Raw genomic sequence first — 25,776 nt, 5'->3', positions numbered from 1 at the left:
TGGATGGTTTAATGTCAGTGCGATGCGGTCATTTCTGGTTGACTCATCTTGTAGGACAACGATGGGGGATGGAACAGTGGGTGCAGCTGAGCGGATGGACGGTGCAAGTGCGCCAACACAAGGCTCTGGCGATCGGGCTGCTCTGCTGGCTTCGCGCGTGGTCCAATATGCTGTCGACGCAGAGTGTTGGGTCGTTGCACTGACGCTAGCTGTGTTGTTCAGATTTGATTTTGTTGCTGGAAACGTTGCCTGGTATGCCGTGGGTTCGCTCGCCCTCGTTGCCGTCTTCCTGCAGGCCGGCATGGGATGGATGTTCGCGTTATATCGGGGCCGTCATCAATCCGGGGCGTTCCATGAAGCACAGACGCTGCTTTCGACGGTTCTTTCGGTAGCAGCCGTGCTATTCCTGATCAGTGTCCTTGTCATGAAGCCGGGTGACGTTCCCCGAAGCGCCGCACTTTTGGCGATGCCGATCGCCTTCATTCTGATGGGAGGAAGCCGATACGTTCGGCGGGCACTCATAGAACGGCGTATTAAACCAACCGATTCCTCACGGCGAGTGCTTATCTACGGTGCCGGTCAGACCGGAGCCTACTTGGTGAGACAAATGCGGAGTGATCCTAAATCCCGCTACATCCCCGTGGGTTTGATCGATGATGATCCGCTGAAGCGGCACCTTCGGCTGTCGAATATCCAAGTCATGGGGAGGGGTGAGGATCTAGCATCGGTTGCAAGTATGACTGGCGCGAGCGACGTAGTGCTCTGCGTTGCACGGGCCGATGCCGAGTTTATGAGACGAGTTTCTGACTTTGCGGACAGTGCGTCGATCCGTCTTCGCGTCCTGCCCCCCTTGTCGGAAATTCTGGACAACAAGATGAAGCTCGCGGATCTCCGTGAGGTCGCAATTGAAGACCTTATTGGACGACACCCGGTCGACACGGCTGTGGAAGCCATAGCCGGCTACGTCACCAATAAGAGAGTGCTCGTGACCGGTGCCGGGGGGTCCATTGGTTCGGAGCTGTGTCGGCAGCTTTCTAGATTCTCGCCGATGGAGTTGGTCATGCTGGACCGTGACGAGTCCGGACTGCACGGCGTGCAAATGTCGATTGCCGGTCATGGCCTGCTGGACAGCGATGACGTGGTTTTGGCAGACATCCGCGATCAGGATGCATTGCACATCGCGTTTGAACGCGCCCGGCCCGAGGTCGTGTTTCATGCTGCTGCCCTGAAACATCTCCCCATGCTGGAACAGTATCCAGATGAAGCTTGGAAGACCAATGTGCTTGGCACGCTGAATGTTCTCGAGGCCTCTCGGAAGGCTGGTGTGAAGACATTCATCAATATCTCCACCGACAAGGCTGCGAATCCAACCAGCGTTCTGGGCTACTCAAAACGTACAGCTGAAATGCTCACCGCCTGGGCAGCCGCAGCCACGGACAGAAATTACCTTTCCGTTCGCTTTGGAAATGTTCTTGGAAGTCGCGGTTCAATGTTGCCAACATTCATCGAGCAAATTGAATCGGGCGGCCCAGTGACCGTCACTGACCCGGAAGTAACAAGATATTTCATGACGATACCCGAGGCTTGCCAGCTCGTCATACAAGCAGGAGCTATAGGCAGGGCTGGGGAGGTCCTCATTCTTGACATGGGAAAACCAGTAAAGATTCTCGATGTTGCCAAGCGCATGATCTCGAAGTCCGGTAAGCCGATCGAGATCGTTTTTACCGGACTTCGCGAGGGGGAAAAGCTGCATGAGGACCTGATCGACGCGTCGGAACAAGACGAGCGCCCATTTCACCCTCAGATTACGCACACGTCGGTTCCGCCAATAGCACCGGAAGAGCTGGACTATGAATCATGGGCAAAATCGAACGCCCGCACGTCTCCGACGCATAAACCCTATCTAGCGTCGTCGTTCGGGGTGTGAAAATGCATAGAATCTATATGTCTTCTCCTGATGTCGGGGCACTGGAGGAAAGATATATTCTGGAGGCGCTTCGCTCCGGCTGGATAGCACCGCTCGGCCCTGACGTAGACGGCTTTGAAACTGATATGGCTGAGCGGATCGGCCGCAAGCACGCCGTTGCTTTGAGTTCTGGAACCGCTGCCCTTCACCTTGCCCTGTTGGCGCGCGGCGTTGGACCTGGCGACCTGGTCCTCACTTCGACGATGACCTTCGCGGCGACAGCTAATGCGATTGTCTACTCAGGGGCTGAGCCGTACTTCATAGACTGCCTTCCAGAAACAGGCAACATGGATCCAGCGCTCTTGTCGGAATCTCTCCAGGAACTTGAGCAAACCGGTGCACGGGTTGCCGCGATAATGCCGGTTGATCTCTTAGGCAAAGCAGTTGACTACCGCACTATCCAAGTTCTGGCAGGCGAGGCGGGGATTCCAGTGATAGCCGACGCGGCAGAATCTCTAGGTGCCTCATATATGGGGCGTCCCACAGGATCATGGGGAGACGACGCCGTATTCTCGTTCAACGGGAACAAGGTCATGACGACGTCCGGAGGCGGGATGCTCATGACGGACGACGAGGCGGTTGCGTCTAAAGTCCGGTATCTGGCCACACAGGCACGCCAGCCTACTCTTCATTATGAACACACAGAGATTGGCTTCAACTACCGGCTAAGCAACCTGCTGGCGGCCCTCGGACGCGCGCAGTTGTCCAGGCTCGACGACATGATCGAGAGGCGCCGCCAAATTCGTGAGCACTATCGCGAGTTATTTGCCGCCGTGCCGGGTGTTGAAATATTTGGCGGAGCTAACGACGCAGAAGACAATTGCTGGTTGACATCTGTAGTTGTCAACGAGTCTGAAGCTGGCTGGTCCGCCAAACAGCTGAGCGAAGCACTGGGGGATGTCAATGTGGAGACCAGGCCCCTTTGGAAGCCCATGCATCTACAGCCTGTGTTTCAGCAGCACCGAAGGCGCGTCAATGGGAGCTCGGATCGGCTTTTCGAAAGTGGCTTGACCCTTCCAAGCGGGAGCGCCATGAAAGAGCAAGAAATGTCAAGAGTAGTCCAAGCGATCGAGCGTTTTCTGACCGCTCGTATGAATTGATCACCGCTGCGTGAACACTTTCCATTCCACGGGTATCCATGCAGCTGCTTCTACCCATGCAAAGGTACCAAGTGAAACAGCTTAGAATTACGGTCGTTTTGAAAACAAACGAGGGTGGCCGGTGGATAATTCCGCACCTCTTGGAGATGATCCGGAGGGGACACAGTGTTACGGTTATTATCCCTCGCGGTCCCGGGAAGCTGAAAACTATCTTGCATGACTTGGACGTCAAGGTGGAAGATGCCTCTTTTGATTTTAAGTACCGTCCATCACTGAAGACGCTGATTGGCTTGTTGAGACTTCGGCGCCAATTGGTGCGCTCACAGGCTGACGTTTTGCATTACCACCTTTACGCATCGGCCTTGGCAGTCCGAATCGCTTCACTCGGGCTGCGTATACCAAGGGTCCACATGGTGGCAGGCCCCCTCTATCTCGACTCCCCAGTGATAAGCGCCGTTGAGAGGAAGCTGATGGGCTTGGACACTCTTGTGGTAGCTGGGAGTGCCCATACCGCCGCTAGATATCGGGCATTAGGGCGTGCGGCTAACGGATTGACAGCACTTCCTTATGGGGTGGACACAGACAAATTCCGTCCGCCCCTCCCCGAAGAGCAGGCAAGTGCGCGTCATGGGCTAGGGCTCGGCGCTGACGTATTTGTTGCGGTAATGATCGCCTACGTATACGGTCCGAAAAATCTCGTCTACCCAGGCGTTGGCATTAAGGGGCACGACGTACTACTTGCGGCGTGGAAGGAATTTATAGCTACTCACCCCAATTCTCAGCTCCTACTCGTGGGCGCTGGATTCGACGTCGCTGGAAGATTACACCGCGATGAATTGATGAGCCGCTATTCTGATCCAGCACTGAACATTACATGGATCGATAGTGTCGACGATGTCCGCCCGTATTACTGGGCTTCAAATGTCAGCGTAAGCCCTTCCCTATCCGAAAATCACGGGGCTGCACTTGAAGCGGGAGCCTGCGGCGTGGCAAGAATCGTAAGTGAGGCTGGCGGCCTTCCTGAAACGACTGACTCGACAAGCGGTTGGGTGGTGCCGGTGAATGACGTCAGTCGGCTTAGCTGGGCTTTGTCGGAAGCCTACGCAGACTTCGAGTCAGCTTCCCTTGCCGCCAAGGGAAGAGCCAGCCGCGCGCAGATCCTCGCTGGTTTCAATGATAAAGAAACCGCTGCAGCGCTTGTGGACTCGATCGAGAGACTAGCATCAGGGCGGATTCCTGCAAGAGGAACTTCGGGGGCAGCTATTCACCGCCATCGCTCTAGCCTCTTACCTGAGGATTCCCCCGGGAAACCGCACATGGGTTACACCAGAGTAAAAAGAGTCGTCGATGTGGTAGTCGCTGGCCTACTTTTGGTGATGACACTTCCGATTCAGGCATCATTGTATGTGGCCGTCCGGAAGGCCCTTGGGCGTCCGGTTCTCTTCCGTCAGCAAAGGCCTGGCTTGGCTGGGGTGCCCTTCGAGTTGCTCAAATTTCGGACAATGAAAAATCCAGATGCTGCAAAGGGACTTGTCTCTGATGAAGACCGGATGACGCCATTCGGAAGATGGCTGCGAAGTACAAGCCTGGATGAACTTCCCAGCCTGGTGAATGTGCTTAGAGGTGAGATGAGCCTGGTGGGTCCTAGGCCCTTGCTAATGAAGTACTTAGAGCGCTATACCCCTGAACAAGCCCGGCGACATGAGGTGAAGCCCGGTATCACCGGGCTCGCACAGGTGAGCGGGCGCAACCTCCTTGAATGGGAAGAAAAGTTGCAGCTCGACACGTTCTATGCCCGTAATATATCCCTCGGCCTCGACCTTGCAATTCTCCTTCGTACCTTCCCCGCGCTCTTTCGCAGTAGCGAAGTTGCGGAGGTAGGGTATGCCACGAAGCGCGAATTTCCAGGGGAGAACTTAGCCAAGGAATCATGATGCGGCGGTGTTGAAGGATTTGTTTGTCGTTGAGCCCATAGAATGGAATAGCTGTGCCTGAAACTAAAGTGATCGTTGTAGGACAGGGTTATGTTGGCCTTCCCGTCGCCATGCTGGCTGCCGGCGCTGGGTTTGACGTTGTAGGCATTGATACTGACAAGCGTAAGGTCGACTGGCTGAATTCAGGCAGGTCCTACGTCGAGGATATCTCCGATGAGCAGTTGCTAGAGGCACTGAACAGCAACTCCTACCGCGCCCGGAGCGATTACTCTGATGCATGCGGATTTTCCGTTGCCGTGATAACCGTTCCCACGCCGTTGACTGAAAGCAGGCCGGATCTTTCTTACATCGAAGATGCCGCCCGTGAGCTATCTCCGCATGTAACAAAGTCCTGCACCGTAATTCTTGAGTCAACCACTTATCCCGGCACCACGGAGCAACTCCTGGTTCCGATCTTGGAGCAGGGAAGTGGACTCAAGGCGGGAATCGATTTCTTTGTCGGATACAGTCCTGAACGAATTGACCCCGGTAATGCGCACTGGAATCTTGCCAATACCCCCAAGGTCGTGTCGGGGATATGCACTGATTCGCTTCGGAAAGTCCAAGATTTCTACAATCGTTTTGTTCGGTGCACCGTCCCTGTCAGTTCGCCTAAGGAGGCTGAGCTCACCAAACTGCTGGAGAATACCTTTCGGCATGTCAATATAGCCTTGGTCAACGAGCTTGCGGTCTATGCAAACGAGTTGGGCATTAATATTTGGGAGTCCATTGAGGCGGCCTCTTCTAAGCCTTTTGGCTATATGAAGTTTGTTCCTGGTCCAGGTGTCGGCGGCCATTGCCTTCCGGTAGATCCTTCCTACTTGTCTTGGGAAGTTCGGAGAACACTCGGCAGGAGTTTCCGTTTCGTTGAACTCGCCAACGACATCAACGACCATATGCCTGAGTACGTGGTTCAGCGTCTTAGTCTTGCGTTGAACAAGCGCGCTCTTCCAATTATGGGATCGAGAATCCTAATGATTGGTTTCGCATATAAGAGAGATAGCGGAGACCTGCGCGAGTCGCCGGCCGAGCCGCTCGCTAGAATGCTTCAGTTGCGTGGTGCGAATCTCAGAATCGTGGAGCCCCATCTCGCCATCGGCTCTATTCCGCTTGATGCCCCGATTGTCGAACTAACAGAATCTGAAGTTCGGCAAGCGGATGCGGTGCTTATTGTCACGGACCACAGCTCTGTGGATTACGGGATGATTAAGCGTCTGGCGAAGTTTGTTCTGGACACCCGTAACGTAATTGGTGCACAACCCAACGTAGACGTTTTGTGATGTTGCCATTTTCCTTGCAGACAGGATTGGATACCTAATGAAAGTTGTAGTGACCGGCGGTGCGGGCTTCATCGGGGCCAACGTGGTTGAAAAGTTGATCGACCGGGGTGTCGAAAAGGTGGTCGTTCTGGACGATCTGTCGTCTGGATATCGGGCCAACATCGAGGGATTCGATGTGGAATTTCATGAAGGAAGCATCCTCGATAGAGCTTTGTTGGGTCAAGTAGTACAAGGCGCGGACTCAGTCATACATTTGGCCGCTAGGCCATCGGTTCCTAGATCCATTGTTGATCCTGTACTGAGTCACGAAGTCAACGCGACGGGGACCTTGTACGTTTTGGAAGCGGCGAGAAGACATGGATCCCATGTTGTCTTGGCGTCTTCTTCGTCCGTATACGGGAGTAACCCGGTGCTGCCTAAGTCGGAGACATTGCGAACGGCCCCAATCAGCCCTTACGCTGTCAGCAAGTTGGCCACCGAATCGTATGCTCTGGCTTATCAGGCCGTTTACGATATGTCTGTTTTGCCGTTCAGGTTCTTTAACGTGTATGGCCCGCTGCAGGCCCCTGGGCACGCCTACGCTGCCGTGGTGCCAAGTTTCATATCTCAGGCTTTGCGTGGTCAGCCTTTGACCGTGCACGGCGACGGTTGTCAAACACGTGATTTTACGTTCGTTGACACTGTTACCGAGGCCTTGGCTATTTCTGCCATCAAGCGCATTGCATCCGCTTCGGCAGTCAATCTGGCTTTTGGTTCCCGGGTTTCACTCCTTGAGGTCATCAAATTACTCGAGAAGTGTCTCGACCGGCGGTTGGAGGTGACTCACAGTGACCCTCGCCCTGGGGACGTCCGCGATTCTATGGCGGATGACTCTCTATTCAAGAGCCTTTTCCCGGACGTGGTGGCGAAACCGTTGGAACTAGGATTAAACGAAACTATCAACTGGATGCGGAGTTCTTCTTTTGACAGGAATTAGTCCCGCCAAGTCGCGCGTATTGTTCTTTGCCACGGAATCCCGATGTCATAGGGGACCTGACGGTCGTGTGTGGTCGGTCAACCCCAACGACTGGCATGAGAATCTTATGCCTTGGTTACGGACCTTTGACCAGCTTGTACTGATTGCCAGAGTGGCGGGTGCACCCAGCGATGCGGGACGTCCGGTGGAGGGGCCAAATGTCAGGGTTGCCAGCGTCACTGACTACAAAGGGGCGCGACAGTTGGCGGCGCACTACTTGGGTGTACGGCGGCAGGTGTTAGAGTACTGCGCTGACGGCCAAGCCTTTTATGGTGGACGGTTCCCCGGCGTCCTGGCTGGCCTAGTGGTACGGGGTGCGCAGCGGGCGAAGGCCCCAGTGCTCGCGCAGGTGGTAGGGGATCCTAGGGCGGTGTTGGGAACGGGCGTTGCCGGTTGGGTGGGCCGGCTGTCGGCCCGGTTGGCCGGATGGAGCATGCGGAATCAGCTGAGAAAAGTGGACGCCGCTATTTATGTAACCCGACGCCAGTTGCAAGACCTGTACCCTACCAGCCCAGGCACTCCCACGATTGCGCGTTCAGACGTGGCTCTGACGCCGGGCTCGTTTGCAAAAGAACCTAGACCGCGGCCTTCCAAAAAAAATAACTGGAGGCTGGTTGCTGTTGGCAGTCATGACCAGATGTACAAGGGTCATGACCTCCTTATTTCGGCCTTGGCGCGATTGCGAGCGAACGGGTGGGAATTGTCCTTGGATATTGTCGGCTCCGGTAACTACCATGACCGGCTCAAGGCGATGGCTGATGAATTTGATTTAGCCGGCCACGTGCGGTTCCACGGCCATATTGATTCTCCCGAGGACGTTCGCGAGATTCTCAAGAAGTCGGATCTTTTCGTGATGCCCTCCCGGACGGAAGGAGTTCCAAGGGCGCTAATTGAGGCGATGGCACTAGGACTCCCCTGTATTGCAAGTAATGTCGGGGGAATTCCAGAGATTCTGGAGCCCAGTTTCCTTTTTGAAGCTAACAGTGTGGATGCTCTTGAGAGGGCAGTCTGCAATTCAGTTAATGAAAATCACGACTGGCCCCGGCAATCCGAGCGTAACATGCAGTCCGCCCATTCGATCATTGAAGAATCGTCGGCTGAAGCGCTGGATAGCTTCCTCTCGACATTTACTGCCCGATCAACTGTTCGCAGTAGCAGTGCATAGCCCGCGGAGAAACCTGAAAGTCGCCCACATCCTTGGATCACTCGACCGGGGCGGCGTTGAAATGCGTACGTTGGATCTGATCAGAAGCGTTGACTCAAATATATCGACTTATATGCTTACGCTCAGCGGAAGAGAGGGCTCGCTCTCCGCGGAATACAAAGCGGCGGGAGCCCACGTTGTTCCCATCCGAGTTTACTCCTGGTCCTTCCCCTTCAGGTTTCTTCGATTTCTTCGCCGCAACCACGTAGATGTTGTTCACTCACACGTGCATCACACGTCCGGGTTTATCACTATGTTGGCACTGTTGGCTGGGGTTGGGACGAGAATTGTTCATTACCGCTCAGACGGACAACCCTCGTCGTCACTCAACGGTTTCTCAAAGGCCAAAACCTTCACCCTCAAACAGCTCATTAGACTTTCTGCCACACATATCGTCGCGGTATCGCCGGCCACCATGTCGCTCGCCTGGGATACGAATTGGGAGACGGATTCCCGTTGCAGCGTGATAGTCAACGGATTCGACCTTGCAAACTTTTCAAGACCGGATAATAACCCTCCCCCCAAGTTCCTTGAAGGTATTCCGCGTCCTTTGCTTCTTCACCTGGGGCGCGCGGATTCTCCAACGAAAAACCGCGACGGCGCATTGGACATCTTCAGCCGCTACTGTCAGCGAAACAATCCCGGTACTTTGGTCTTCGTTGGCAGGGATGGAAGAGACGCAGGGGATGCCCTCGCCAACAAGCAGCGTTGGCTCCGTAAGTTGCGAGAAAGCGGTATAACCGACAGGGTCGTGTTCCTAGGGGAGCGAAGTGAAGTCGTAGACATCCTGCACCACGCAGACGTCCTCTTGTTTACTTCCCTATTAGAGGGCCTTCCCGGCGTTCTTGTTGAGGCTCGATGCGCTGGAGTCCCTGTCGTCGCCACTGACCTGCCGGGTTGCAGATTTCTCGCCCAAAAGCTCTCGAGAGTCGCCTTGTTGAGCTGCGATGCGCCTCTGGATCTCTGGTCGGAGGCTTTGGAACAGGAACTGCTGTCACCGACTGACCGGCAGGAACGGATACAGGCGCTGGACTCATTGCGTGGCTCTGACTTCGATATGGACACCGTGGTCCAGCGTTATATGAGGCTATGGTCATCATGAGTGGATCGACGTCGCCATTCGGAAGCATTGTCAATGTGACTTCGCGCTGCTCGCCGCTAGCATGGGCGACTCCCAATGCGCTCCTGTTACTGGTAGCGGTCATATACGGACAAGAACTACTGACCGGTTTCGGTTTGCAGGAGTTCTCGATACTTGTCCTTTGCATCACCATCTTTGTGGGCTTCTCAATAACGCGCATGTTTCCAGAACGAGTATGGTCGCTGCCTTTTCTTCTGTTCCTAGTAATCAGTCTTTTTCACGTTGGATTATATGTGGGACCCGCTTTCACCGGAAGGTCCTCCGTTAAGCCGAATGGTATCTGGACTTCTTGGATTAATGAAGAAAACATGCGAACGGTAGCTTGGCCCTTGATGCTTGCTTTCCTGAGCTTTGCTGTTTTCGCAGGCCTAGGTAGTTGGCTCTCCGGATCTAAAAAGGCGAAAAACGAGACCACTCGGTTTCAAAATGTTCCGACTGTTCATGCAATAGAACGCTGTACGGTGGCCGATACGGGCAGTTTACTGGTTTTTTCCGGTGTGTCCCTATGGTTCGGCGTGGGAGCTGCCACTGCAGGGCCGATGTTTGTGACGGGAACATACGAGCACTTCTTATCGGCGACAAAGGTCTTCCCAATGGGGTTGCTGTACTTGGTTATAGCAATCGGTGCAGTTTTCCTAGCCCAAGATCCTTTCAGACCCTTCGGGAAAGTTGCTCTCATTGCATTCGCGCTCTTCGTGCTCGCAGGCTTTGTTATCGGCCTACGGGGTGAAACGCTGATACCCTTCGTATCGGCATTGGCGGTCTATGCGAAACGTAACCGCATGCCGTCGGGCAAGATTTTCGTTGTAGCGTCGATTATTTTGCTCTTTGCTATCGCAGCCGTGGCCCAAGTAAGGACTGTTGGGCTGCGGGGAATGGAAGGAACAAACGTTTCTGCGGGGCCGCTCGAAGGAATCGAGGAAATGGGATATTCGGTGCGCCCACTCGTGGCAAGCATTGAATGGCATGTGGATGCTGGCGAGGACTTCGAACTCGGAACTACTTATTGGGCACCCTTTGAGAGGGGACTCTCCTCGCTGCTGCTGGTACCTACGATTCCGGCGGAAGATGATTATCGTCTCATGAACGTAGAGATCGCACAGAGAATAGGGCAGATTGGCGGCTCGATAGTGGCTGAGGCTCATCACAACTTTGGCAACGCAGGGATCGTCGTCGTGATGGGGCTGACAGGGCTTACCGGAGGCCTTATCGCCCGGGGGCGTGTCACGCCTGTGCGGGTGGCAATGTTGGGTATCTTCGCCGTCCTGATTCTCATGCATGTGCGAAATTCTTTTGCGCCATTACCCCTGTGGGGTGTGTTCGGCCTGTTCCTCCTTGCTGTAAGCATTGTCTGGGCCAGGGCCAAGCAATTGCTGGAAGCCCGGATGCTGGTTCCATGATGCGATGCCATCAGCGTTGTGGAGAGATGAACCAACTGACTATGTCGGCGACTGGCCATCAAGTAACCGAAAACTTCAATTCCTAGGCAGTCGAACGTCTTGAAAAGAAACGTGAGGAAAGTATGTGCCGCGGTTTCAGTCTCCCGACCATTGCGCCTATCGTGCTTATCGGAGCTGGTGGATTTGGCCGAGAGACAATAGAAGCTCTCAAGGCTGAATCAGAGGCGACGGGGCGTCCGACGCGACTCGTCGGCGTGGTGGACTCGCGGCCAACAGAGTTCAAACTTCAACGTCTGAAGTCCCTTGACGTTCCATTTTTGGGGACTGAGGAAGCTTGGTTGGCCACGAGGCCCACGGAAGAGTTTGTGGTTGGGATTGGGGACCCGGCCATACGGGCCCAGGCACACGGAAGATTAACGGCGGCAGGGCTGCGACCGGGAATCGTAATCCATCCCAGTGCCGGAATAGGAAGTAACTGCCGGATAGACCCCGGGACCGTAGTCTGTGCTGGAGCTCAAGTTTCAAGCTTTGTCACCCTCGGCCTGCACTCTCACGTCAACCCCCACAGCACGATTGGTCATGACGCGGTACTTGAGGAGTTCGTGTCCGTGAATCCTGGGGCGGTCCTGTCAGGGATGGTGCACTGCTGCACCCGAGTCCTTATTGGTGCAGGGGCGACCGTTCTGCAGGGACTTACTATAGGTGCAGCCGCCACGGTTGGCGCCATGGCGTGCGTGACGCGTGACGTGCCGCCGGAGAAGGTCGCGGTTGGCGTCCCTGCAAGATGGTCTGAAGGATAGTCCAGCCGCCAAGCGGAGCTGGCAATCGCTGACAGGTAAGGTCGGGTCGATGGGATTAGCGTGAGCGAGGAGGCTCCGGTGGCTGTACAAGAATTCACTCTGCTATGTTGATGAGCGCGCTTCGGCTTGCACACGCGACTCAATTTATTGTTTGGCCCGGTACCGCATCCCATTTCGACGGAGGCCTTTGGCAATGACGCGACAGAGGTCGATGCTCACTAATGTACGAAGCGCAATCAGTGGTAACTCAGTCTATGCACTGGGCCAGTTCGGTATGCTCTCCGTCCTGGCTCAGCTCACTAGCCCTGCTGAGGTGGGACGCTATGCTTTGGCATTGGCGATCACCGCGCCTGTTTTTCTCTTCTCAAGCCTAAAACTTCGACAAGTTCAAGTGACAGACGCGCGGGGCGAGTATTCTTTCGGCGAATATCTGGGGCAACGTCTATTTACTTCAACTTTGGCCAGTGCAGCGGTGATAGGAGTGGTCCTTGCCCTCGACGTTGAATCGCGCACGGCGGCGACCGTCGCTGCTGTGACTGCTTTTAAAGCCCTCGAGTCAATTATCGATATCTTCTACGGAGCCATGCAGCGTCGAGAGATGCTACACATCGTGGCACGGTCGCAAGCTTGGCGGGGGGCTGGGGGGTTTGCCGCCTTCGCCGGCGCGATCGCGTTGACCCGGCAGGTGGAAGTCGCAGTTGCTGCCCTGGCGCTCTTCACGTTCCTGCAGGTCTTTGGCACGTTTATTCGGGTACGCCGTCTGGGCATTCGAGTTGTTCCAAGCTTCTCGCGCAAGCCCTTTTGGCGGTTGACGTGGCTCGCGTTGCCCTTGGGGGTTGGGCTGTCCGTCTCTTCCTTATCAACAAATGTCCCGCGCTACTTTATAGAAGCGAGTGAGGGCACAACCAGTCTCGGAATATTCGCTGCACTGGCCTATATGCTCATGGTCACGAGCATAGTCATTAATTCGGTAGGGGAAGCGGCCAGCCCACGTCTGGCAAACCTATACGCTTCCGGGGCGTATGCACAATTTCGATCAAGCCTAAAAAAACTGGTCTTCTTCGGTGCCAGTATTGGCCTAATTGGCGTGCTAGGGGTAGCCCTCGTGGGCCGCCCAGTCCTCGCTTTCGTATTTGGAGTTGAGTATGCCGAGCGAAGCGACGTCTTGATCGTGATGATGGCCGGTTCAGCGGTCCTCTACACGACAATGTTCTTGGGTACTGCAGTCAACGCGATGCGGAAGTTCGCCGTTCAATTGCCCATAAACCTTGCAATCTTGGTCACAACAGCTGCAGTCTCGTGGGCGGCCGTTCCGGCCTGGGGCATCATGGGTGGTGCCATAGCCGTGGCCGCAGGAGAAGTCGTTGCGCTGGTCTTGTACGTTTGCTTGTTATTCGTTGTGATCCTTCCAGCCACGTCGCGGCGCGCCAGACGGCGAGCACTGAACGTGGCGCCCGTTCAGCCCACCCTCGATGGCCGTTAGTTTCCTCCTACGGGTTGCCGGGCCAACGGCCTGAAATTTTCAGGCACCAGTAAAGGATGAAACGCTGCGATCGGCACCAATGTCCGTCTCCATGATTGCGAGTACCTATGCGTGTGAGGGCTAGCTGGCCTTCAGCACCACGAGGGCGGGCCCCGCTGTAGTTCCGTTGAAGGTCCCTGCCGGCACCGGCAACGCACCAGGAGCCACCCCGCTTCGGTAATGACCGGACTGGCTTGACGCGCCGGTCGCCGTAGCCAAGGAGCCCGCACCAACAGGAGTCAGGCCCACCGCGCTTACCGTGCGAACAACGGGCGCTCCAATTTCGGCAAGGGCAGCCAGCCAGTACAAGCCGGGGCTGAGAGCTTGCGCGATACTCAATTCTTTGGGGCCCGTTGTAGCGGCGTCTACTTTGCCGGCATCAAGGATTAACGCATCGGGCAGACCCTTGCCGGAGTCCCTATATATGCCCAGCCTTAGCGCAGTTCCTGCCGCACCGGCTGTAGTTACTTCTGCGCCGATCATGGAGAAGTTGGTTGCCATGCCGACCCAAAATGGCACGAACGTCAGGAGACCTGCCGTCATGGTTGTGGTTGACCTACCCCCACCAGGCCCGTAATAGTAACCCGAAGCGAAAAGCCCCGTCTGGGCCGATCCGGCAGCCTGCATAAACGTGTGCGCGGTGGAACCGGAAACGAGGTAAAAGTTGCCGACGTCCTGACTGCGGTTGGAACCAATGATGTGCCCCGTCCCGCCGATGCTGATTCCGCGGCCAGCGTTGCCGAAGCATTGGTTCTGGCTGATGATTGCGCCCACCGTGGCGGCTCCGAATGCAATACCGGACGCCCCATTTGAATGAACTTGATTACTTGTCACAGTGATGCTGTCACCGGCGTTGCTGATCAGGATGCCGTTGCCGGTGTTTGCGGAGACGACATTAGCGTTGATGATTGAATACTTAGTCGCGGCGCTAGCGTCGTCGAAGGCCGCACCAATCCGCAGGCCCGTTCCTTTATTGCCGTAAACCTGGTTTCCTGAAACGACGGATAATGGAACATCGACATTCAAGCCGCCTGTTGCATTGGCGTAGATCCTATTATTGGACACGATGAATTTATCGACCGTATGGACAGTACTGACCGCCCATTTGGCTTCGATTCCGTAGACACCATTATTGTGAATGTCGTTCCCAATGACCGTGGCGACCGCGCAATCGTACATGTCGAGTCCGTCACGAGTATTGTTGTCGATTTGATTTAGTGCAACCCGTACATTTGAAGAACTGCCGAGGATTTTTAGGCCCTCGCCGTTCGTAGCATCGATGCCGTTGCTATGGATGTGGCACCCCTCAACGATCACCCCGTCAACCCCGTTTATCTCGATGCCGTAGGCGCTGCGGATGCCTGTTACTTCGCAGCCTATGAGTGCCAGGTCTCCACTGATATCGGTGCCTTTGACAAGAACGGTACCGTCCGTCTGCACACAGCCAATTTTGCTGAATCGGACGATTCCACATGACTGGAAAAGGCAGTTCTCGAACCTCCAGTTCCGGTGGCTTTTTGTGACGGTTTTCTCGCTGTTGAACAGAACAGAGCCGTCCGCCAGTCCGGATCCATAAAATCCAATGTCGGTGAACATGACGCTGGATGCGGATATAGAAACAAGCTTCGAGCCCGTTACGGTTAGCTTGGACCGTTCCCTGTGGGTGCCCACTACAGTAACCGGCTTGTTGAAGTCAACGGCTGTGCTGATGCGCAGATCGGTGCCCGCCCAGACGAGCCGTCCACCGTCCGGCGGCAGTGCCGCCAACGCCGCGGAAAGTGCCGGAGCGTCGTTGGTGGTTCCCTCCATTCTTGTAGGGTCCAAAAAGTCCCTAAGTTGTACAGCTTCTCGCTTCGCATATATGGCCGAGAGGTCGGGAAGCTGAGCGGATACGATCTTCGCGTTTCCGTCCAACGTAGCGACACCTAGTGGGGAACCCTTTTCCGCTAGGGGGACGTACGAGTTGGTAGGCGCTTTGTCGCCGGATCCTGCTTGGGCGGTGTCGCCTGCCGCGACATGCATTGCGGAGGTCCCCGTAAAGGCGGTCAGCAGTGTTCCGATACGGAGAAGGCCTCGACGCTTGACGACGGCATCGCCTCCGGGCACCGGTCGCTTCGGGTATTCAGCGTTACTCGTCATGCTCTGACGGTATTTACGCTAGGTTGGGCAATCCACCGTGGGGACTACTCGAATTAACGTACTGCGAGTACGGTGATGGGGCTGGTGTTACCTAGGTTGAAATGTGGGCGTCTGAAACAGGATGGGCCAGGCGCTTTGCATTTGGCGCATCCACTGGCCAGACGGAAGATCATCGACTATCCGTTTAGGACGCCGGCAAGCCTAGTGGCAAGAATTCCGGACCCGTTTCGGTGGTCCGCGTGGCCATTCGATCTAGGGGATGTTTTCACCCTTAGAAAAGTGCGCCATCTACGTGCACTGGGCACGTGTCAAGCAGCCACCGCCGCACGGCGCTTCGCCGCAACCACACTGCCCGCACCGAAAACAAGGGCACCCAGGCCGGCTGCTCCCCAGATCAGCATGCCGGAGCTTAGCCCGGTGTTGGCCAAGGGGACACCGCCGGTCTTGGCAAGAGCTACTTCATTGGTAACCGCGTGAACAACAACCTGTGCAGTGACTACGTGGCCGGACTGGAGGCCGGTGGCTTCCAGGGTGTAAAGGCCGTTCTCATTCAGGTCGAAGGGGTGGGAGAAGTTCCCGGCGGCGTCCGCCGTGGTGGTCGCGCTGGCAATCTTTTCCAGGGGCACGATCATGCCTGCAGGGGAAGCGGCGGAAGGGCCGCCCGCCGTCCCGGCAGCTCCGGCGGCGGAAGGCTCCGCATCTTCACGGGAAACTTCCATTGCGATGGGTTCGCCTGGGTTGAAGCCGGTTCCGCTGAAGATGAAGGATTCGCCGGGAGCTACAGTACCGTCGCTGACGGTTCCCGTTACCGGCGCGGACGGGTAGTCCGTGTCATGGTTTGCCTGTGCCCCTCCTGCGCCAAGGAATGCGAGTGAGCCGGCGAGGGCCAGGGCGGAAACGGTCTTCTTCATGTCTGATTCCCCAAAATCATGTGAGCATTGAATTAGCAGGCCCCCACGTGATTTTCACGCGCAGATAACCGTGAAGCGCCGTTGGGATTAGTACCAATCTTAACAGGGCAGTCCGAGGGAAACCGCAGGAACAACCCAGTTTTCCGGCAGGCTACCCAAAGGATTCACCGGGAAGCAGGACCGCTAATGGGCCGGGCATGATTCCGCCCTTACCGGAGGCCGGACCACATCCTCCAGGGGCTGGATGGTCGGCGTGACATTGAGATCAAGATCACTTTGCGCGGTTACCCGGGAAAAATCGATCTCCACGGTCTCAGTCTCGCCCGGCCCCATTTCAGCCGTAAGAACAGCAACCGGCCTCTGGTCCTGGCGGAACGAGGACAGCTGCGCAGCGCCGCCGCCAGCCCTGGCTTTCTCCAGGAGGGATCTGCCAGGACCATACGCGATGACGTTGGTCCGTACGCGCCCGGCCTCTACCCCGAAGACCCCCTGGCCGGTGACATATTTCGGCAGCGACCCGGCGGCGTCGGCGGGGGCAGTGTTCGTTAAGGTGACGCGCAGCGTAACGGCCGATCCGCCGTCGGGCGTGCATGCCTGTACCAGCTGCGCCGTCCGCCGCACGTAGTAGTCCATCTTTGCGCCGGTGCTGTCGTTGAAATACAGGCCAAAGGAGGCCCGTTCCTGCGCGGACCCGGCAATCATGCCGGACACCGCGGTTGTGCTAATGGCCCGCTGTTCGTCAGGCCGCGCGGACCAGACGTACAGCCGGTTCTGTTCCGAGCTCCGGACCAGTTCCTCGACCAGCCTCTTGCCGTCGCCCTGACCATCGGCAACGGCGGTGAACACCTCGCTGGCCATGCGGGCGAAGTAGTCGTCCTGCAATCCGGGGTCCGGCAAGGCGGCATAGGAATCGGACAGGAGCGTTTTCACCGCGTTGTCTGCCGTCAAAGTGGCGGGAAGCCCTGTGGGCTTCACCACCGCCAGCATCGCGGGGTCCTTCAAGGCAACAGGGCCCGTGGCGCGCAGTACATTTGCCAGCACCAAGGGATCCAGGGCAATGACTCCGTCAATTTTGGTGCCCGGGTTTCTCTTTTCCCACATGCTGCTTGCAGTGGACGCTGCGGTGGGAAAATCCGGGGTCAGGTTAACGTTCTGCAACTGGGTTCCCATCCGGGTTGTGAAGATCCGCTCCTGGTCCTCAGGGACGTCCAGGGGCGGATCAAAGATACCGACGTCGCCCGCGCTTGCCTGGCCGGCGAGCTTAATGGTGCCCCTGTCAGCACTGATGACGGCCACGGCGCCGGGGATACCGCCGGTGGCCCGCACCTCGGCACTGTTCTGAATGAGGATGAGGTAATTCCGCGGCCCGTCCATGCCCAGCATGGGCGGCAGGACTTTGGCGGTAGCAGCGGCGGCGTTGAGTGCGCCGCGGGCTTCATTAAGGGGCGTTATTGCTTCGCCGAGGGGACCGGCGATCTGGGGCAGGAGTGCCGATTGGTCGATGGCCGCCAGCCGTTCGTAGGAGAGCTGGACTGTCCTCGCGGCTGTCCCGAGTGTGGGGGAGGCGTCACGAAGGGCTGCAGCGTCGATCTTCCCACCTTTCGGCGCCAGGTCCTCCCACGCGATCGAACCGAACGTGCCGACCAGAGGCGCAACAGCTCCCTGGACGACGTCGTCCGCGGACTGGGCAACAGCGGTCACCGCTGAGAAATTGGCACCAAGCTGGGGGACCGACGACGCTGCCTTCCAGAGCGGGTCGGTTCCGGCTTCGCGGGCTGCTGTTGAGTGATCCTGCAGTTCTTCGAGGACGGCTTTTCCGCCTTCCACGTCACCGGCCAGGAGTTTTTGTTCGACGGCGGGAAGCAGGACAGCGGTCGCCTCAAGATGGGTTTTGACCTGGTCCGCGCGGTGGGCGAGCCAGGCCGCGCAGGCCCCGCCCGTCAAAGCAAGGATGCCAATTGCGACTGCCAGCCGGACCAGCCGTCTGCGGAGCCTTCGCCGGGCGTGGCTCCGACTTTTCTTCCGGACCTTGACGGGCTGGCCCGGGTGCTGCTGTGCCTCGGCGGTTTCGATTCCTGTCACGCAGCAACCCTTTCGTGTTGCGGGCGGGCGCCGCGGCTAATAGGCGCCATGTCGGCTTACCACGGCGCGGAAGGTTCGCAGCAGGATGGAGATATCGCCGGACACGGACCAGTTTTCCACGTAGTAAAGGTCCAGGCGCACCGTGTCCTCCCATGACAGCAGGGAGCGCCCGCTCACCTGCCACAGCCCGGTAAGTCCGGGCCGCACCAGCAGGCGCCTGTGCACATGGTTCTCGTACTGCTCAACCTCCGACGGCAGCGGGGGGCGTGGTCCCACAAGGCTCATGGAGCCGCTGAGGACGTTGAACAGCTGGGGAAGTTCATCCAGGCTGTAGCGGCGGATGAACCGGCCCACCCTGGTGACCCGCGGATCATCCTTGATCTTGAACAATACCCCGCTGCCTTGGTTCATGAGCCGGAGTTCGCGCAGCTGCTTCTCGGCGTCCACCACCATGGAACGGAACTTGAGCATGTGGAACCTCGTCCCCTGGGTTCCCACCCGCTCCTGCCGGAAAAGTACGGGCCCGGGACTGTCAAGGCGGATCACGAGGGCAAGCGCCAGGAGCAAAGGGGAGAAGGCCAGTATGAGTGATCCTGCTCCCGCCACATCGAAAGCGCGCTTCACAAACCGCTGGGCGGGCGCCAGGTTAGGGGTGGAAACGTGAATGAGCGGCAGGCCCGCAACCGGCTGCGTGTGGATCCGCGGACCTGCAACATCCGTCAAGGCAGGAGCCATGATCATGCGGACATCCATGTCGGCCAGCGCCCAGCCCAGGGCACGGATAGCCCGGGGCTGAAGGTTGACACCGCCGGACAGGGCCACCGCGTCGGGCTTGAACTCCTTGATGGTGCTGGCAATGCTTTCCGGGTCCGTCGCATGGCCGAGTGTGGGAAGGTTCAAATCCGCGGCAACAGTTGTTCCCTCCGGACTGCCCGGCAGGTACGTGGCGGCAGGAACATAACCGGCCATGGGGTGAAGGGACAGGGACCGGGCAAGGTGCTCGGCGCTGCCGGGGCCACCAATGATGAGCACCCTGGACATGCTCTTTCCGGCATGGCGATCAAGCTGCAGGAACTGGCGGATCAGGAACCGGGACAGCAGCAGGATACCCAGCCCGGCAGGGAGCGCGATGCCGACATAACCGCGTGCTGTGTCGAACTGGAAGGTGTAGGAGACAATGGCGATTATTCCGAACAGCCATAGCGAGGAACTGACTACCCTTTTGTATTCCTCGGTCCCGTGTCCCAGAATGCGTGAATCCCTGGTGCCCCAGGCAGAAAGCATGAGCCACCAGCTGCAGGCCAGGACGAGGGAAATTGAAATATAGGGCATTCCTTCTTTGCTGATGATGCTGCCGCTGTCCGGGCTGCCGAACCGAAAGACAAGAGCGCCCAGCGTAGCCCAAAGTACCGCGGCGGCATCCGTCACGGCCAGGCGCCGTGCATAACGCGACTGCCAATTAGGGTCTTCACGCATGGCCATAAGCACCTTTCGGCAGGAATGGTGAACCGGTTCCTAGCGGTCAGCGGGCGGCATGGTCACGGGGCGGCTCAACAGAATCAAGGGCAGGCGGACGCGAATTTTTCCTATCCGCCGTTTTTTTGTTTCTCTTCTTTGCCTTGGGCTGGTCGGTTTCGTAGCTGTAGTAGCTGTAGGCGTATGCGTCCGGGCCTTTAACAGGCAGGAAATTAAGCACCACGCCCAGCACGTCGGCCTCGACCATGTCCAAGGCATTCAGGGACTTTTCGAGATCGGGGAGCTTCACTCGGGAGGACCCGACCATCAGGACGACGCCGCCCACGTGCTGTGCCAGTACTGCTGCGTCGGTGACCGGCAGCAGGGGAGGTGCATCAATGATGACCGCATCAAAATCCTGCTCAAGCCGAAGAATTAAGTTCTTCATGGCTCCCGTCCCCAGCAGTTCGCTGGGGTTGTGCGGCGTCTGCCCTGCCGTCAGCACATAAAGTTCGTCCTGGCCCCAGTGCTGCAGAAGCTCGCTTAGATCGGCCTTTCCGAGGAGGGCGGTGGTCAGGCCCGCGTTCTTTTCAAGTCCCAGGTACTCTCCCACCCGGGACCGCCTCAAGTCGGCGTCCACCAACGCTACGGACTGCCCGCCTTGCGCCACGGCGATGGCAAGGTTGATGGCGGTTGTGCTTTTGCCTTCTCCAGGAAGCGACGACGTCACCAGGACGGCCTTGGATCCGTGGCTAACGTGGGCGAACTGCAGGTTGGTCCTTATCTGGCGGAACGACTCTGCCCGTGTGCCCTGGGACGGAGCCTGGGTGAGAAGGGGCTTTTTGGTGGCGTCGGCGTCGAACGCGATTCCTCCCAGGACGGGCGCATCGGTGACCCTTTGCAGGTCAGTCTCGCCGCGCACCTTGGTGTCAAGCATGTTCCGAAGGAGGGCCAGGCCCGTGCCAAGGGCCAGTCCGATGGCCCCCCCGAGGGCAATGTTAAGCCGGTTGTTCGGGGCGGACGGCTCAGCCGGCGGCGCCGCGGGGGTGACCACCGAAAGCCGGACAGGCGAGGACCCTGTGCCATTGGTCGGTTTTTCGAGTTCATCGATCACTTCGATGAGGCTCTCACCGACCGCTTGGGCAATCGCCGCCGCCTGCACCGCCGAACTGTCGGTGGCCACTATCGAAATGATCACGGTGTTCGGGCCGGCGCTGGCTGTCACTTTGCCCACCAGTTCACCCACTGGCTTTCCCAAGCTTTCAGCCGCAGGCTCCAAAACCGCAGGTGTCATGGCGGCTTCGACGTAGGACTGGACGCGCGCCTGGATAAAGGTATTTCCCTGCTGCAGGTCACCCACCGATCCGGAGCTTTGGGTTGCCAGGAAAAGCTTTGTCTGGGCCGTATAGGTGGGTTTGATACTGAGCGTATAGGCCGTGGCGGCAACCAGCCCAAGAAGCGTGAAGGCCACCACCATAATCCAATTGCGGCGAAGGATTCGCAGATAGGTGCTGAGCTCCACGGGTGAAACCTTTCTGACCTCGAAAGAGACCTCCCCCATTACGGGGCAAGTTCTTTGATTCTATACACGCACTCCTTCAGGTCGAGGTTCATGGAGAGGATAATAAGCAAACTTGTCAACTTTTAAAGCAGAAATTCGACCTGCATGGTCATTAAAATTCTGTTCATAGTATGTTGGAAGTGCAGGTGTTGTGGGGCGCGGTAAATCCCACGTCGGAACGTCTCATCCGGCGGCCCTAGCAACGCTGGCAAACAGCAGGGGGGAAATGATGGTTGTTCTTTGCGGTTCCACCGAAAGTGGCAGGGGCCATGAGTGAAGAACCGATGACGCCTGTCACCGTAGTCGTTCCCCACTATGGAGACCCACGGCCTGCTTTTGCCCTCATCAAAGCACTCCAAGTGCAGGAAGGCACCGGGGCTTTGCAGCTGGTCGTCGTCGATGACTGCTCCCCGGTTCCCTTTCCTGACACTGCAGGCGTGGCAGTTGTGCGCAGACCAGTGAACGGGGGATTCGGCTCCGCAGTTAACTCGGGTGCCGCCCTGGCTGAGCACCCCCTGCTGCTGATCCTGAACAGCGACCTTGAAATCAGTCCCACTTTCGTTGCGGATCTCCTGCGCGCCGCCGCTCCCTGGCAGCCTGCCGTGGTGAGTCCCCAGGTCCTGGGGCACAACGGCGTGCCGCAGTGGGTGGGCAGGCATTTCCCCGCAGTGCGGCACCAGGTTACTGAGTGGCTCACGCCGCTCGCGCGCTGGCGCCATCTACCCCTCCTGCACGAAATGGTGGGGCACGATACCCGCTGCGTGGACGGCGCGGTGGTTCCCGTTGACTGGGTGATGGGGGCCGCCATGCTGGTGCCCACAGGCGAATTCCGGGCCGTTGGCGGCTTTGACGAAGAATTCTTCATGAACTCGGAGGAAGTGGACCTGCAACGCCGGCTCCGTGACCGCGGCGTTCCGTCCGTCTTTATTGGAACGGTCGCCGTCACCCATGAAGGCGGAGGATCCTCGGATTCCACCAGGCGCCGCCAGTGGCTGGTGGACTCGCGGAAGCTCTACGCAGAGAAGTGGGGCAATCCGCGAATCTTGCGGATAGCACTTGGGCTCGCATCGGCCATCAACTTCTGGGTCAATCTGGTTCGGCAGGCTGCTGGGCGCGACCTCCACGCCGTGGAAATTTTTCGGCGTGAGTGGGGCTATTTAAGGAGAAATCACTGATGGGGATCATGAAATTCCTTGCCGAGGCCCCGCCTTCCATTCGCTGGAGGCTCGCGAAAGCGGTCACCACCATTGTCTATCGGAGGGCATTCCGCGCGCTAGGTGGAGGCACCGTGGTTGTTAAGCCGCTGGTCCTGCGCGGCGTGGAGCGAATCAGCCTCGGCAAGCGATGTGCAATCTACGAAGGGGCCTGGCTTGCCACCGAAGAAGGAGGGAACCTGGCTGTCGGCGATGACGTCTATCTGGGCCATGATGTGCACCTTCACGCCTTGGACGATGTCACGGTGGGTTCAGGATGCGTGATCGCTGACGGGGCATACATCGGTTCCAGTACGCACCTGCAGGGCGACCTTTCCACCGTGCATGGCACCGGTCCGATCCGCATCGGAGACAGATGCTTTATTGGGCAGCGAGCCATCATTCTTGGCGGCGTCAGCATAGGAGACGGTGCCGTCGTCGGCGCTGGATCGGTTGTCACACGTGACGTCCCCGCGGGTGCCACCGTCGGTGGAGCCCCCGCACGCGTCCTCGCTGGACGACTACTGAATCAACTGGACAGATCAGGAAGTACCGGACGATGAAAGTGCTCATTACCGGCGGGGCCGGATTCATTGGACAGCATCTGGCCCAATCACTCGTCGGCGCCGGGCATGACGTGACAGCCCTAGACATCCTTGACTCACAGGTTCACCAGGATCCACAGGATTCTGCCGAACGCTTCCCTGGCGAGGTGTTCCTCGGCGATGTTGCTGACGTTGGTGCGTGGATGTCGCTGCCGCCGCACGACGCGGTGGTTCACCTTGCGGCGGAAACCGGCACCGCCCAGTCCATGTATGAGACCGAGCATTACCGGCGGGTGAATGTGGAGGGTACACGGATGGCTGCGGAAGCTGCTGTCCGGTGGGGCGCGAAGATCGTCTTATTGAGCTCCCGTGCCGTTTACGGGGAAGGGCGCGTCCTTTCCCCAGGGGAGTCACTGCCTGCTGGAGTCGACGGTGGTGCAGACGGCACACTGGTCCCTTCCTCCGAAGAGGACCGGCACCGACCCGTTTCTGTCTATGGGGAAACCAAGTCCCGGGCCGAGCACGTCCTCATGGAGACAGTGGCAGCAAAAGTTCCCGCGACCATCATCAGGCCCCAGAATGTCATCGGCCGAGGCCAAGCGCTTCATAACCCCTATACCGGCGTCCTGGCAGCGTTCCTCGCCCGCCTCAAGGACGGTTTGCCGCTAACCCTCTACGGCGATGGCACACAGACTAGGGATTTCGTCCATGTAGAGGACGTCGTGGCTCTCATCGAATGGAGCCTCGAGAATACGGAGGGAGCCTTGGAAACACCTCGCGTATTGAATAGCGGTACGGGAGTGCGTACCACCCTCAAGGAACTGGCGCTCTATGCCATGGAGGCAGCGCCCAACGTCAATGTGCCGATTGAGTACCTCGCTGTACGCCGGGCGGGAGACATCGATCACGCCTGCGCGGACCTGAGACGGTTGAGGGCGCTGGGAGCACCATTGCCGCGATGGCAGACAAAGGAGGCCATCGCCGATTTCATCCGCTCCTCCTGGCATGAACGGGGCGCTGCCCCAGAAGCGTGGGACGAAGCCCTGGATGAGCTTAAGGCCCGGGGTCTGACCGAATGAAGCCTGTGCGGATTCTTTTGGTCAGTCCCGTGTTCCATGGGTATTGGAACGCGATGAGCACAGCCTTGGAACGCCGTGGGCACCAGGTCACCGTCCACTGCTATGACGCCGCCGGTCCTTTCAACCAGAGGCTGGGCAACAAACTGCTGCACGAGCTGCCGGAAAAATGGCGTCCTGCCAAGATGGAACAAAAGCTGACCGATCGTGCGCTCGCCGCCCTCAACGCAGCCGGTCCAGACGTCGTTGTGCTGGTGAAGGGGGACCAGCTCGGTCCCGACTGGTGGCAGGCGCTGGACGAGCGCCGAATTCCCCGCGTGACCTGGCTCTACGACGAGCTACGGCGCATGCGGTATACACCCGAGCAGCTAAGAAATGCCGGACCGATAGCAAGTTACAGCCGCCAAGATACGGAAAGCCTGACGGAACAGGGCATCGAGGCTCGGCACGTGCCGCTCGCGTTCGATGACTCAGTTCCCGTTCCCCGAATCCGCGAGGATCATATTTCCTTTATCGGCGCCAGATATGACTCGCGGGAAAACCTGCTGCGGGAGCTGGCAGCTTCCGCTGTTCCCGTCAAGGCCTACGGCCGCACCTGGTCCAGGCATCCATTTGATGTCTTGCGTACACGCCAGTTCTCAAGTGCCGGGATTCCGGTCGGCAGGGACATGGCACGCGCAGAAGCTTACGGCGTCATGCAGGGGTCGCCGGCAACGCTGAATCTTCATGGAGACCAGGATGGTTTCACTATGCGTACTTTCGAAGCAGCCGGGGTTGGTGCGCTTCAGATTCTTGATCGGGCGGACGTGGATTCAATGTACGACGTCGGAGACGAAGTCCTGGTCTTCGAATCGGCGGAAGAACTGGTGGAGCTCTGCCGGAGGGCGCTCCTTGACGGCCACTGGGCCCAAAGGATTCGAATGGCAGGCCAGCGACGCACGTTGGAGCAACATACCTTCGGCCACCGGATCGCAACGCTGGAGGAATTATGGGGCTAAACCACCCGCACGACCTCGAGGCCTGGTTCCGCTGGCAAAGGGCCACCAGCCCGCTCCGCAGAGCAAAGTCCCTCATCACGAGGCACTCTGCCACCAAGCCGGTCCTTGCCGTTAGAGGGACCTCGCCGCGAGCCTTGTTTACTCTTGACTCGACTAAACCAACATCACTGGCTTCCCTAGTCCGTCCTCTTGAGTTCCTTCAGTCGGAGTCCGTTGCCGTCTTGGCCCCGGAGGATATCCGGAAAAATCTTCCTGGTGGGCCATGGCAACTCGTCCCGGTCCATGCTGACGCTGCCCCCGAACAGCTCGCCGATATCAGACTCGTTGCCGGCAGCGGACACTATCTGCCCGTCGGTGCCGTGGCATACCAATGGTCGCGGCACCTGGGCGCGCGGTTTTACGTCGTCCAGCACGG

General features: G+C 58.0%; 20 protein-coding genes. 14 read left to right on the top strand and 6 right to left on the bottom strand.

Annotated features, from left to right (window positions below; translation table 11 throughout):
- The first annotated feature begins 76 nt into the window (after positions 1-76).
- The 10 genes from C3B78_RS15565 to C3B78_RS15520 all read left to right on the top strand — a co-directional run bounded on the left by C3B78_RS15565 (position 77) and on the right by C3B78_RS15520 (position 13,362).
- Positions 77-1,927, top strand: a complete 1,851-nt coding sequence (locus tag C3B78_RS15565) for a nucleoside-diphosphate sugar epimerase/dehydratase (protein ID WP_234005429.1) — start codon at positions 77-79, stop codon at positions 1,925-1,927.
- A 17-nt stretch (positions 1,928-1,944) separates the two neighbouring features.
- Positions 1,945-3,066, top strand: coding sequence for a DegT/DnrJ/EryC1/StrS family aminotransferase (locus C3B78_RS15560; RefSeq protein WP_324778191.1), 1,122 nt, complete (start codon positions 1,945-1,947; stop codon positions 3,064-3,066).
- Positions 3,067-3,137: 71 nt separating this feature from the next.
- Complete coding sequence (locus C3B78_RS15555) at positions 3,138-5,000, top strand: sugar transferase (protein ID WP_158677269.1); 1,863 nt, start codon at positions 3,138-3,140, stop codon at positions 4,998-5,000.
- 53 nt (positions 5,001-5,053) lie between these two features.
- The gene (locus C3B78_RS15550) at positions 5,054-6,319 is read left to right on the top strand and encodes a nucleotide sugar dehydrogenase (RefSeq protein ID WP_104998854.1); all 1,266 of its coding nucleotides are present in this window, start codon (positions 5,054-5,056) and stop codon (positions 6,317-6,319) included.
- 37 nt (positions 6,320-6,356) lie between these two features.
- The gene (locus C3B78_RS15545; protein ID WP_104998853.1) at positions 6,357-7,295 is read left to right on the top strand and encodes an NAD-dependent epimerase/dehydratase family protein; all 939 of its coding nucleotides are present in this window, start codon (positions 6,357-6,359) and stop codon (positions 7,293-7,295) included.
- A 106-nt stretch (positions 7,296-7,401) separates the two neighbouring features.
- Positions 7,402-8,499: a glycosyltransferase gene (locus tag C3B78_RS19735; RefSeq protein ID WP_324778441.1), complete on the top strand. Its 1,098-nt coding sequence runs from the start codon at positions 7,402-7,404 to the stop codon at positions 8,497-8,499.
- Positions 8,500-8,560: 61 nt separating this feature from the next.
- A complete protein-coding gene (locus tag C3B78_RS15535) occupies positions 8,561-9,640 on the top strand; it encodes a glycosyltransferase (RefSeq protein WP_234005428.1) in 1,080 nt (359 codons plus the stop codon).
- The gene (wzy, locus tag C3B78_RS15530) at positions 9,628-11,079 is read left to right on the top strand and encodes an O-antigen polysaccharide polymerase Wzy (protein ID WP_104998850.1); all 1,452 of its coding nucleotides are present in this window, start codon (positions 9,628-9,630) and stop codon (positions 11,077-11,079) included. Before C3B78_RS15535 ends, wzy begins: the two co-directional genes overlap by 13 nt.
- A 122-nt stretch (positions 11,080-11,201) precedes the next feature.
- Complete coding sequence (locus C3B78_RS15525; RefSeq protein WP_104998849.1) at positions 11,202-11,879, top strand: acetyltransferase; 678 nt, start codon at positions 11,202-11,204, stop codon at positions 11,877-11,879.
- A gap of 193 nt (positions 11,880-12,072) precedes the next feature.
- On the top strand, positions 12,073-13,362 hold the full coding sequence (locus C3B78_RS15520; protein WP_104998848.1) for a lipopolysaccharide biosynthesis protein: 1,290 nt from the start codon (positions 12,073-12,075) through the stop codon (positions 13,360-13,362).
- A 120-nt stretch (positions 13,363-13,482) separates the two neighbouring features.
- On the opposite strand, the gene C3B78_RS15515 is transcribed toward C3B78_RS15520, so the two are convergent.
- The 5 genes from C3B78_RS15515 to C3B78_RS15495 form a co-directional block, all read right to left on the bottom strand.
- A complete protein-coding gene (locus C3B78_RS15515; RefSeq protein ID WP_158677265.1) occupies positions 13,483-15,210 on the bottom strand; it encodes a right-handed parallel beta-helix repeat-containing protein in 1,728 nt (575 codons plus the stop codon).
- 638 nt (positions 15,211-15,848) lie between these two features.
- Positions 15,849-16,451: an LPXTG cell wall anchor domain-containing protein gene (locus C3B78_RS15510; RefSeq protein ID WP_104998846.1), complete on the bottom strand. Its 603-nt coding sequence runs from the start codon at positions 16,449-16,451 to the stop codon at positions 15,849-15,851.
- A 183-nt stretch (positions 16,452-16,634) separates the two neighbouring features.
- Entirely contained in the window at positions 16,635-18,533 is a 1,899-nt protein-coding gene (locus C3B78_RS20150) for a DUF4012 domain-containing protein (RefSeq protein WP_234005426.1), read from the bottom strand.
- Positions 18,534-18,569: 36 nt separating this feature from the next.
- Positions 18,570-20,009 (bottom strand): sugar transferase, encoded by a 1,440-nt coding sequence (locus C3B78_RS15500; RefSeq protein ID WP_104999832.1) that lies wholly within the window; start codon positions 20,007-20,009, stop codon positions 18,570-18,572.
- Positions 20,010-20,055: 46 nt separating this feature from the next.
- Entirely contained in the window at positions 20,056-21,510 is a 1,455-nt protein-coding gene (locus tag C3B78_RS15495; protein ID WP_199775267.1) for a polysaccharide biosynthesis tyrosine autokinase, read from the bottom strand.
- 308 nt (positions 21,511-21,818) lie between these two features.
- Here C3B78_RS15495 and C3B78_RS15490 point away from each other — a divergent pair, with 308 nt between their 5' ends.
- Genes C3B78_RS15490 through C3B78_RS15475 form a run of 4 tightly spaced genes read left to right on the top strand, consistent with a single transcriptional unit; the run spans position 21,819 to position 25,361 of the window.
- On the top strand, positions 21,819-22,724 hold the full coding sequence (locus C3B78_RS15490; protein ID WP_104998844.1) for a glycosyltransferase family 2 protein: 906 nt from the start codon (positions 21,819-21,821) through the stop codon (positions 22,722-22,724).
- Positions 22,724-23,305 (top strand): acyltransferase, encoded by a 582-nt coding sequence (locus C3B78_RS20310; protein WP_104998843.1) that lies wholly within the window; start codon positions 22,724-22,726, stop codon positions 23,303-23,305. Before C3B78_RS15490 ends, C3B78_RS20310 begins: the two co-directional genes overlap by 1 nt.
- Entirely contained in the window at positions 23,302-24,366 is a 1,065-nt protein-coding gene (locus C3B78_RS15480) for an NAD-dependent epimerase/dehydratase family protein (protein ID WP_104998842.1), read from the top strand. Before C3B78_RS20310 ends, C3B78_RS15480 begins: the two co-directional genes overlap by 4 nt.
- A gap of 53 nt (positions 24,367-24,419) precedes the next feature.
- A complete protein-coding gene (locus tag C3B78_RS15475; protein ID WP_234005425.1) occupies positions 24,420-25,361 on the top strand; it encodes a CgeB family protein in 942 nt (313 codons plus the stop codon).
- Between the two features lie 176 nt (positions 25,362-25,537).
- Here C3B78_RS15475 and C3B78_RS20135 read toward each other — a convergent pair whose 3' ends face one another.
- Positions 25,538-25,774 (bottom strand): hypothetical protein, encoded by a 237-nt coding sequence (locus tag C3B78_RS20135; RefSeq protein WP_234005424.1) that lies wholly within the window; start codon positions 25,772-25,774, stop codon positions 25,538-25,540.
- Positions 25,775-25,776: the final 2 nt, after the last annotated feature.

Origin of the sequence: Arthrobacter sp. PGP41, assembly GCF_002953935.1 — a bacterium.
Classification (GTDB): Bacteria; Actinomycetota; Actinomycetes; order Actinomycetales; family Micrococcaceae; genus Arthrobacter.
Note: the sequence above shows the minus strand (reverse complement) of the source record. Positions and strands in the feature narration are given on the sequence as shown.

What these genes read in the sequence shown, in the direction of transcription:
- C3B78_RS15475 (WP_234005425.1), top strand. Translation starts at nt 24,420, where the DNA reads ATGAGCACAGCCTTGGAACGCCGTGGGCACCAGGTCACCGTCCACTGC.
- C3B78_RS15480 (WP_104998842.1), top strand. Translation starts at nt 23,302, where the DNA reads ATGAAAGTGCTCATTACCGGCGGGGCCGGATTCATTGGACAGCATCTG.
- wzy (WP_104998850.1), top strand. Translation starts at nt 9,628, where the DNA reads ATGGTCATCATGAGTGGATCGACGTCGCCATTCGGAAGCATTGTCAAT.
- C3B78_RS15510 (WP_104998846.1), bottom strand. Translation starts at nt 16,451, where the DNA reads ATGAAGAAGACCGTTTCCGCCCTGGCCCTCGCCGGCTCACTCGCATTC.
- C3B78_RS15545 (WP_104998853.1), top strand. Translation starts at nt 6,357, where the DNA reads ATGAAAGTTGTAGTGACCGGCGGTGCGGGCTTCATCGGGGCCAACGTG.
- C3B78_RS15525 (WP_104998849.1), top strand. Translation starts at nt 11,202, where the DNA reads ATGTGCCGCGGTTTCAGTCTCCCGACCATTGCGCCTATCGTGCTTATC.
- C3B78_RS15535 (WP_234005428.1), top strand. Translation starts at nt 8,561, where the DNA reads ATGCGTACGTTGGATCTGATCAGAAGCGTTGACTCAAATATATCGACT.
- C3B78_RS19735 (WP_324778441.1), top strand. Translation starts at nt 7,402, where the DNA reads ATGCCTTGGTTACGGACCTTTGACCAGCTTGTACTGATTGCCAGAGTG.
- C3B78_RS15500 (WP_104999832.1), bottom strand. Translation starts at nt 20,009, where the DNA reads ATGCGTGAAGACCCTAATTGGCAGTCGCGTTATGCACGGCGCCTGGCC.
- C3B78_RS15515 (WP_158677265.1), bottom strand. Translation starts at nt 15,210, where the DNA reads ATGGAGGGAACCACCAACGACGCTCCGGCACTTTCCGCGGCGTTGGCG.
- C3B78_RS15490 (WP_104998844.1), top strand. Translation starts at nt 21,819, where the DNA reads ATGAGTGAAGAACCGATGACGCCTGTCACCGTAGTCGTTCCCCACTAT.
- C3B78_RS15560 (WP_324778191.1), top strand. Translation starts at nt 1,945, where the DNA reads ATGTCTTCTCCTGATGTCGGGGCACTGGAGGAAAGATATATTCTGGAG.
- C3B78_RS15520 (WP_104998848.1), top strand. Translation starts at nt 12,073, where the DNA reads ATGACGCGACAGAGGTCGATGCTCACTAATGTACGAAGCGCAATCAGT.
- C3B78_RS20310 (WP_104998843.1), top strand. Translation starts at nt 22,724, where the DNA reads ATGGGGATCATGAAATTCCTTGCCGAGGCCCCGCCTTCCATTCGCTGG.